At 68.4% G+C, this 7,825-nt stretch carries 10 protein-coding genes; 5 read left to right on the forward strand and 5 right to left on the reverse strand.

Translation table 11 applies throughout. The features are described 5' to 3' along the window. Positions 1 to 14: 14 nt before the first annotated feature. Complete coding sequence (locus tag RJT50_RS05365) at positions 15 to 1,175, reverse strand: MBL fold metallo-hydrolase (RefSeq protein WP_425499708.1); 1,161 nt, start codon at positions 1,173 to 1,175, stop codon at positions 15 to 17. Positions 1,176 to 1,236: 61 nt separating this feature from the next. Here RJT50_RS05365 and RJT50_RS05370 point away from each other — a divergent pair, with 61 nt between their 5' ends. Next, positions 1,237 to 1,920: a ferritin family protein gene (locus tag RJT50_RS05370; RefSeq protein ID WP_313694790.1), complete on the forward strand. Its 684-nt coding sequence runs from the start codon at positions 1,237 to 1,239 to the stop codon at positions 1,918 to 1,920. A gap of 57 nt (positions 1,921 to 1,977) precedes the next feature. Here the strand turns inward: RJT50_RS05370 and RJT50_RS05375 are convergent, their stop codons facing one another. Next, positions 1,978 to 2,424, reverse strand: a complete 447-nt coding sequence (locus tag RJT50_RS05375; protein WP_313694791.1) for a nucleotidyltransferase family protein — start codon at positions 2,422 to 2,424, stop codon at positions 1,978 to 1,980. Positions 2,425 to 2,731: 307 nt separating this feature from the next. Here RJT50_RS05375 and pyrB point away from each other — a divergent pair, with 307 nt between their 5' ends. Both pyrB and pyrI read left to right on the forward strand, forming a co-directional pair. Continuing rightward, a complete protein-coding gene (pyrB, locus tag RJT50_RS05380) occupies positions 2,732 to 3,655 on the forward strand; it encodes an aspartate carbamoyltransferase (protein WP_313694792.1) in 924 nt (307 codons plus the stop codon). After that, positions 3,652 to 4,113, forward strand: coding sequence for an aspartate carbamoyltransferase regulatory subunit (gene pyrI, locus RJT50_RS05385; protein ID WP_313694793.1), 462 nt, complete (start codon positions 3,652 to 3,654; stop codon positions 4,111 to 4,113). The genes pyrB and pyrI overlap by 4 nt, the downstream gene beginning before the upstream one ends. 97 nt (positions 4,114 to 4,210) lie before the next feature. Here pyrI and RJT50_RS05390 read toward each other — a convergent pair whose 3' ends face one another. Together RJT50_RS05390 and RJT50_RS05395 are read right to left on the reverse strand one after the other, a co-directional pair. After that, complete coding sequence (locus RJT50_RS05390) at positions 4,211 to 4,564, reverse strand: type II toxin-antitoxin system PemK/MazF family toxin (RefSeq protein ID WP_313694795.1); 354 nt, start codon at positions 4,562 to 4,564, stop codon at positions 4,211 to 4,213. Between the two features lie 3 nt (positions 4,565 to 4,567). Beyond that, entirely contained in the window at positions 4,568 to 4,834 is a 267-nt protein-coding gene (locus tag RJT50_RS05395; RefSeq protein ID WP_313694798.1) for an AbrB/MazE/SpoVT family DNA-binding domain-containing protein, read from the reverse strand. Positions 4,835 to 4,958: 124 nt separating this feature from the next. Here RJT50_RS05395 and thiC point away from each other — a divergent pair, with 124 nt between their 5' ends. Then, the gene (gene thiC / locus RJT50_RS05400; RefSeq protein WP_313694800.1) at positions 4,959 to 6,404 is read left to right on the forward strand and encodes a phosphomethylpyrimidine synthase ThiC; all 1,446 of its coding nucleotides are present in this window, start codon (positions 4,959 to 4,961) and stop codon (positions 6,402 to 6,404) included. 523 nt (positions 6,405 to 6,927) lie between these two features. Continuing rightward, positions 6,928 to 7,158, forward strand: coding sequence for a hypothetical protein (locus tag RJT50_RS05405; protein ID WP_313694803.1), 231 nt, complete (start codon positions 6,928 to 6,930; stop codon positions 7,156 to 7,158). Positions 7,159 to 7,228: 70 nt separating this feature from the next. Here RJT50_RS05405 and RJT50_RS05410 read toward each other — a convergent pair whose 3' ends face one another. Beyond that, positions 7,229 to 7,753 carry a DUF7344 domain-containing protein gene (locus RJT50_RS05410; protein ID WP_313694805.1) on the reverse strand — a complete coding sequence of 175 codons (525 nt, stop codon included), beginning with the start codon at positions 7,751 to 7,753 and terminating at the stop codon, positions 7,229 to 7,231. Positions 7,754 to 7,825: the final 72 nt, after the last annotated feature.

Genomic DNA, 7,825 nt, shown 5'->3' on the forward strand with positions numbered 1-7,825 from the left:
AACGGCCCCGTTTCCTAGCTCACCGCGCAGTTGTTCGGGCCGAGCTCCGCCTCGAAGGCGTCGTCGTCGTCCATCGACTCACGGCCGAGGTTCGTCGCGATGATCCGCTCGTAGTTCGAGGGTCGCGGCGGGAGGTCCGAGGCGACCCGCTCCACGAACGCCGCGCGGTCGAGTTCCAGCACGTCCATGTCGCGGAGGTCGCCCAGCGGTGCGGCGTAGCTCCCGTCGACGGCGTCGGCGTGATCTGCGTAGTGGCCCGGCGCGACGAGGGTCCCGTCGGGCAGCGTGAGCAGGCGCTCGTGGAGCGTGTCGTACCCGCGCTCGGCGTACTCGCGGGCGGCCCCGTCGCCCCGTTCGAGGTCCGGGCGGCCGACGCTCCGGAGGAACAGCGCGTCGCCGGTGAACAGCACGTCCGCGCCCTCGTCGCCGTCCCGCAGCCGGAACGCCGTGAGTTCGCTCGTGTGACCCGGCGCGTGGATCGCCTCGAGGGCCACGTCGCCCACTTGAAGCTCCTCGCCGTCCTCGACGAACTCCGCGTCGAAGGCGAGCCCGCGGTCAGACGCTCCCGCGGGGAGGACCACCTCGCCGTGGGCGCGGTCGCCGAGTTCGCGGACGCCGCTCACGTGGTCGGCGTGGACGTGTGTGTCGAGCGCGTACCGGAGTTCGGCGTTCCACTGCGGGAGGTCGTGCTCGTACCGCTCCGCGAACGCCCGCAGCGGGTCGACGATCGCCGCCTCCCCGTCGGAGGCGACGAGGTACGCGAGACAGCCCGACGATGGGCGCTGGTACTGGACGACGGTCGCCTCGCCGGCGTCGAGTTCCACGGCGAGGGCCGTCCGCGCCCAGTCGGTCATCCCGCCGGCGAGGTTGACGGCGTCGAGCCCCGATTCGCGTAGCATTTCGGCGACCTCCGCGCTCGCCTTTCCGCGGGGGCAGACGACGACGATGGACCCGGAGAGTTCGGCCAGTTCGTCGGGAATCAGATCGGCGGGATTCCCGCGCGCGTTCGCGGCGATGAACTTCGCGTGGGGGACGAGCGCGTCGGTGACGGTCCGCCCCTCGACGTGCCACGTTTCGTACTCGTCGCGGTTCCGCACGTCGAGGACTGCCACCCGTTCGCCGGCGCGAAGCCGCTGAGCCAGCGCTTCGGGGTGGATCTCCGTCTCGTCGGTCATGACCCCAGGTAGGCCCACGCACGGGGAAACGTTAACGCCGCGCAGGCGCAACCCGTCAATCATGGATTCGGCCGCGCTGCGCGAGCGGGTCGAGGCGGAGAAGGCGACCGAACTGGACCGGCTCGGCTCGAACAAGTTCCTCGTCGCGCTCACCGACGCCGACCTCACGACGGACGCGGTCCTGCGTGCGGCCGCCGACAGCGAGCACGCCGCCCACGTCACGTTCGCCGGGTGGGCGGAAAACGAGAACGACCCGGCCGCGCGGGAACTGTTCGGCTGGGTCGCCGACCGCGAGGCCGACCACCGCGACCGCGTGCTGGACGCGCTCGACGGTGACCACGACCCGAACGAGCGGGCGGAGGAAACCTCCGCTGCTGACCGGACGCAGTCCGGTAACGGCGGCACGATGCACTCGTACCTCCGCGCGCGGACCGACACGGTCGAGCGGGTCGCGGCCGGGCTGGTCGGTCGCCCGCTCGTCAGCGTCCGGGCCCACCTCCAGGTCGTCAGCCACTTCGTGAACGAGGCCGACGGGTCCCGCGCGGAGCTGTTCCGCGACCTGCGCTCGGAGACGGAAGAGGAACTGGAGCGCGGGCTGGACTATCTGGACCAGCACTGCGACGAGGAGGACGACGGGGACTGGGAATCGGCGGCGATGGTGGCGGCGTACGTGGTGCAACTGGCCTACGACGACTACGCGGACTCGCTGCGTGGGCTCGACATCGACGTGAAGCCGGTGTGTTGACGGTCGGTTCCGGCACCCCGTCATCGCGCGTCCCGACGCTTCCCGTGGCGGACTCGTCTACCCCATCGACCGATCCGAGAACGTCTCCTCGAGCGTCGCCGCCGTCTCGTCCTTCCCCATGCGCCGATACGTCTCGACGAGCGCGTCGGGCGGGAGGATCGGAACCCCACGAACGCGGTCGAGTTCGACGGTTCCGAGGTCGGCGAGCGGTTCCTGGTGGTCCTTCGCGCGCTCGGCGTACACGACCTCGAGCTCTACCCCTCCGATTCGGTACTCGTCGACCTGCGAGACGCCGACCTCCCCGGTCCCGACGAACTCGGCCGCGAGCGCGTCGCGGATGCGGGCCGCCCCGGCCTCGGCGGTGAGCACGTCGACGTCGGACGGGTCGGCCTCGAGCCCGCGGAGCGCGAGGTTCGCGCTCCCGAACACGCACCACCTGACGTCCGCCGGGACTGTCGAGACGAGTTCCTCCAGGACCGCTTCCTGCGCGTCGGAGAGAGCCATGGCTGATTCGAGCGCGTGGACGACCATGTATGTTGGCGGAGGTGCGCGGAGGTCGGCGGAGGTCAGCGGAAATCGGCGGAAATCGGCGGAGATCTGCGGGATTGCCACCGTTCGACCCGACCGATCGAACCCGGGGTGGGTCGGGTCGGCTCTCACGGCGCCACCGCGCCGGTTCGGTTCCTCGTAGCCTCGCTTCGAATCTCGAAATCCGGGATCGGGAAACCAGCAGGAGGATGTAAAACCGCAACCCGGCGGTACGAACCCGTACCCGAGCGATTGAAGGCCACGCCGGTCCGTCCCTCGAACGATGCGACACGACCACCTCCTCTCGGCCGGCCAGCTCACCCGGGAGGACATCGAGGCGGTGCTGGATCGGGCCGCCGAGATGGCAGCCGACCCGGCGGGCGTCGCGGAGCGCCACGCCGACCGGCTGCTCGCGCTGTGTTTCTTCGAGCCGAGCACGCGCACCAAGATGTCCTTCGATGCGGCGATGAAGCGGCTCGGCGGCGACACCGTCGACATGGGCACCGTCGAGTCCTCCTCGGTGAAGAAGGGCGAGTCGCTCGCGGACACCGTCCGCGTCATCGAGGGGTACGCCGACGGCATCGTCCTCCGGCACCCGAGCGAGGGCGCCGCGAAGCTCGCCGCGGAGTTCGTCGACGTCCCGGTCGTCAACGCCGGCGACGGCGCGGGCCAGCACCCCAGCCAGACGCTGCTCGACCTCTACACGATGCGGGAGAACGCCGGGCTCGACGACCTCACGGTCGGCATCATGGGCGACCTGAAGTACGGCCGCACGGTCCACTCGCTCGCCGAGGCGCTGACGACCTTCGACGCCCGGATGCACTTCGTCAGCCCCGAGTCGCTGAAGCTCCCGCGCGGGGTCCAGTTCGACCTCCACGAGGCCGGCGCGCGCCTCCGCGAACACACCGACCTGGCGGAAGTCCTGCCCGAACTCGACGTGCTCTACGTCACGCGCATCCAGCGCGAGCGCTTCCCCGACGAGAACGAGTATCAGAAGGTCGCCGGCCAGTACCAGATCGACGCCGAGACCCTCGATGCGGCACGGGACGACCTGACGGTGATGCACCCGCTGCCGCGCGTCGACGAGATCGCGCCGGACGTCGACGCGAACGAGCACGCGACGTACTTCCGGCAGGCGCACAACGGCGTCCCGGTCCGGATGGCGCTGCTGGACGAACTGCTCTCCGGGGAGGGGGGTGAGCCATGAGCGAACACGAGCTCCGCGTCTCGAAGATCCGTGACGGGACGGTCATCGACCACGTCACCGGCGGACAGGCGCTGAACGTGCTCGCGGTGCTCGGCATCGACGGCGACGAGGGGCTCGGCGTCTCCATCGGGATGAACGTCCCCTCGGACACGCTCGGGAAGAAGGACATCGTGAAGGTGGAGGACCGGGAGCTCTCACAGGGCGAGGTGGACATCATCTCGCTGCTCGCGCCGGAGGCGACCGTCAACATCGTCCGCGAGTTCGAGGTGGTCGAGAAGAACCGCGTCGAACGTCCCGAGCGCGTCGTCGGTCTCCTGCGCTGTCCGAACCACAACTGCATCACGAACGGCGAGGAGCCCGTCGAGTCGACGTTCGGGGTCGTCGAGGACGGCGTCCGCTGTGAGTACTGCGGCGAGATCATCCGCTCGGACATCGGCGATCACCTCGCGGTCAGCTGAGCACCGACACCTGTTCCCCCGACCCCTCCACGATACTAGTCGCTGAATTGACCGATCGTCTCGTTCAAACCGGACCGGTCGATAGCGAGGGTGAAACTCACACGTCGCGTAGGCCGAGACTGTACTCGAGTGCGGTGTCGACCTCCTCCATCCGCTCGTCGGGAACGGATCCGATCGTCTCCGAGACGCGGTGCGTGATCGACACCGTCCGAATCTGGCTGCACAGTGCAACCGAATCCTGCCGCAGCGGACACTCGTCGGCGGTCATTAACACTTCGAAGGGGTACAGTTCGTCGCCGAACGACGTCGTGAACGGAACCACGATCGTCGTTGGCGCGTTCTCGTTCCCGACGTCGTTTTGCACGACGAGACACGGACGGGTGCCTCGTTGTTCGGATCCCTCCGTCGGATCGAGCGCGACGATCACGACGTCTCCCCGGTGGACAACCATCGGCTACCAGTCGGGAGCCTCGCCCAGATACTCGTTCGCTTCGCGTGAGGCCCAGCGCATTTCCTCGTCGAGTTCGCGTGCCCGCGTCGCAGTCTGCCGATATCCCTCCGCGAGATCTGCTGGCGTGACTGGCTTGTCGATGATGATTCGCCCGTCTTGCTCCCGGACCACGACGTCATCACCGCCGTGGATGTCCAGCCTGTCCCGAAGCTCCTTGGGGAGCGTTACTTGGCCACGTTCACCCACCTTCCGCTTCTCGACACCGGACATACCTATTCATATCGTATTCGTACTCAAAACCGTTTCGACCCTCGAACCACGGTTGCCCCCCTCTGAATCGAGCACCAGCACCCACCACGCAGGTTTATTACTTAGTAATATTACTAGGTAGTCGATGGCCACACAGCTCGAACGCGCCAGGGAAGGCGAGGTGACGCCGGCGATGGAACGCGTGGCGGAGCGCGAACGACGCGACCCCGAGTTCGTCCGCGAGCAGGTCGCTGACGGTCGGGCCGTGATTCCGACCAACCACGAACACGAGGGGGGAGATCCGATGGTCATCGGCGAGGCGTTCGCCACGAAGGTCAACGCCAACATCGGCAACAGCGAGGACACCAGCGGGCCCGACGAGGAACTCCGGAAGCTCCACGCGGCGGTCCACTACGGCGCCGACACCGTGATGGACCTCTCGACCGGCGCGAACCTCGACCGCATCCGCGAGGCGAACCTCGCCCACTCGCCCGTCCCGGTGGGGACGGTCCCCATCTACGAGGCGGTCAAGCGCGCCGGATCGGCCGCCGAACTCACCCACGACCTGCTCCGGGACGTGATCGAGAAGCAGGCCGAACAGGGCGTCGATTACATGACGATCCACGCGGGCGTCCTGAGGGAACACCTCCCGCTGACCGACGGCCGGACGACGGGAATCGTCTCGCGGGGCGGTTCCATCCTCGCCCGCTGGATTGAGGAACACGGCGAGCAGAACCCGCTGTACGTCGACTTTCCGGACCTCTGTGGGGTCTTCAGGGAGTACGACGTGACCGTCAGCCTCGGCGACGGCCTGCGACCGGGCAGTCTCGCGGACGCCTCCGACGAGGCGCAGTTCGCCGAACTCGACACCCTGGGGGAACTGACGCGGACGGCACGGGAGCGCGGCGTGCAGGTCATGGTCGAGGGGCCGGGCCACGTCCCGCTGGACGAGATCGCCGAGAACGTGGAGCGCCAGCGCGAGGTGTGTGACGGCGCGCCGTTCTACGTGCTCGGCCCGCTCGTCACCGACGTCGCGCCCGGCTACGACCACATTACCTCGGCCATCGGCGCGACCGAAGCCGCCCGGGCCGGTGCCGCGATGCTCTGTTACGTGACGCCAAAGGAGCACCTCGGACTGCCCGAACGCGAGGACGTCCGCGACGGGCTGGCGGCCTACCGCATCGCCGCCCACGCCGCCGACGTGGCGAACGGGCTCCCCGGCGCACGCGACTGGGACGACGCGCTCTCGGAAGCGAGATACGCCTTCGACTGGCGGCGGCAGTTCGACCTCGCGCTCGACCCCGAGCGTGCCCGGTCGTTCCACGACCGGACGCTCCCGGGTGACAACTACAAGGAGGCCCGGTTCTGCTCGATGTGTGGCGTCGAGTTCTGCTCGATGCGGATCGACCAGGACGCGCGGGAGGCCGGCGACGGAATGTCTGATCTGGACGAGGGAACCGACCTCGGCACATCACGCGCCGCGAGCGTGAACCTGCCTCCCGTCGGCACGCACGACACGGCGGGCCTGCCGAACTGGCCCACGAACCTGGCAGGAAGCGACCGCACGGCGACCCTCGGTGACGACGACTGACCGGCGGCGACTCGTCCGGCGGGCCGGACTCCCGGGTGATTACCTCCCGTCCGTGGCCGCAATCGATTAGTATTCGCACGCCAATCGAGAACCATGTCCGGGAAAGCGAAACTCGTCCTCCTGTTCGGCATCGTCGTGCTGCTGTACCTCGTGCTCACCTCCGAGAGCGAACCCATCGAGATCGACGTCGAGGAGTAGCGGGGTCGCCCCGCCGTCGACTCCCGCCGAGCGATCGATTTCCGGCCGGGGTTCGATTCCCCGGGCCGCGACCGATCGGCTCCGTAGTCACGCGTCGATTCGATCCGAACGCGTTTCCGGTCGGTCACTGCCGCCCATCGACGTCTCCGTCCACCAACTCGCGTGTCCGCGGCGGGAAGTCCCGGAGAGTCGACTGGCCGTTCCCGGGCCGGCACCCGTTCAACTCCCCACTAACCGATTGTAGTCGGCTTCACGACCCCATAACGAACTGCGCCGGCGACGACCGTCCGGTGATGAGAAGCCGTCCGTGGTCCGCCCGGGGCCGATGACCCTCCGCAAACTGACCGCGTTCGTCGTCGTCTTCGAGATGTGTGCCCTCGGCGTCGTGCTTGCCGGGATACTCGCGTACACGGCCGCCAACGGCGGCGTCCAGACGTTCACCGTCGACATGACGCTGTTCGGCGAGCTGTGGCCCGAGTACGGTGCCCTGCTGGTCCTGACGGGCGTGACGCCGTACGCGCTCTACGTCGTCGAGCGGGAGCTACAGGGGGACTGATTCCCGGCCCCGATCGGCCCGTCGCCGTCACGGCGGAGGGCTTTCCCACGATCCGGGAGCCAGCGACGACTCACTCCCGTAGCCTGTCGAGCAGTGACGGGTTGAGCGTCCGGGTGTGGAACGCCGCCGAGAGGGCGATACAGCCCAGGAACGACCCCGCGATCACGCTGACCGGGAACGCCGACACCACGGGGACGCCGACGACGGCCGCGAGCACGGTCAACAGCCCGAGCACGCCGACGCCGAGATAGTACTCGCTCCAGGCGATCTCGTAGCCGGAGACGACCTCGAGGTAGACCGTCACGTCCTCGGCCGAGTCGCCCAGCCTGATCGCCCGCTCGTCCTCCCCGTACTCGACGATCCCGAGGTCGACGAGCCTGGGCACGTGCGTCTGCTGCAGTGAGACGTAGACGCTCTGGCGGACGTCGCGGGGGGCCGGCTCGACGCCGGATTCCCGCTCCGCGATCCGCTCGGAGAGCTCGTTCATCGTGTAGCTCCGCTCGTCCTCGGCCAGCACCGAGAGCAGCATCCGCCGCCGCTCGTTGCTCAACACGTCGTGGACGGCCGTCGCCTCGAGGGTCGAGCTATCGGTCACGGGTTCCCGAGAGAGTTTCGTTGCCACGCTCGACAGTGGCTACGGACACCTTGCTCATCAAACTATTCTATA

This window comes from Halobaculum sp. XH14 (assembly GCF_032116555.1).
In the GTDB taxonomy this organism is placed as follows: Archaea; Halobacteriota; Halobacteria; order Halobacteriales; family Haloferacaceae; genus Halorarum; species Halorarum halobium.

Excerpts from the sequence above, each read along its gene's own strand:
- RJT50_RS05365 (WP_425499708.1), bottom strand. The coding sequence starts at position 1,175 with ATGACCGACGAGACGGAGATCCACCCCGAAGCGCTGGCTCAGCGGCTT.
- RJT50_RS05370 (WP_313694790.1), top strand. The coding sequence starts at position 1,237 with ATGGATTCGGCCGCGCTGCGCGAGCGGGTCGAGGCGGAGAAGGCGACC.
- RJT50_RS05375 (WP_313694791.1), bottom strand. The coding sequence starts at position 2,424 with ATGGCTCTCTCCGACGCGCAGGAAGCGGTCCTGGAGGAACTCGTCTCG.
- pyrB (WP_313694792.1), top strand. The coding sequence starts at position 2,732 with ATGCGACACGACCACCTCCTCTCGGCCGGCCAGCTCACCCGGGAGGAC.
- pyrI (WP_313694793.1), top strand. The coding sequence starts at position 3,652 with ATGAGCGAACACGAGCTCCGCGTCTCGAAGATCCGTGACGGGACGGTC.
- RJT50_RS05390 (WP_313694795.1), bottom strand. The coding sequence starts at position 4,564 with ATGGTTGTCCACCGGGGAGACGTCGTGATCGTCGCGCTCGATCCGACG.
- RJT50_RS05395 (WP_313694798.1), bottom strand. The coding sequence starts at position 4,834 with ATGTCCGGTGTCGAGAAGCGGAAGGTGGGTGAACGTGGCCAAGTAACG.
- thiC (WP_313694800.1), top strand. The coding sequence starts at position 4,959 with ATGGCCACACAGCTCGAACGCGCCAGGGAAGGCGAGGTGACGCCGGCG.
- RJT50_RS05405 (WP_313694803.1), top strand. The coding sequence starts at position 6,928 with ATGACCCTCCGCAAACTGACCGCGTTCGTCGTCGTCTTCGAGATGTGT.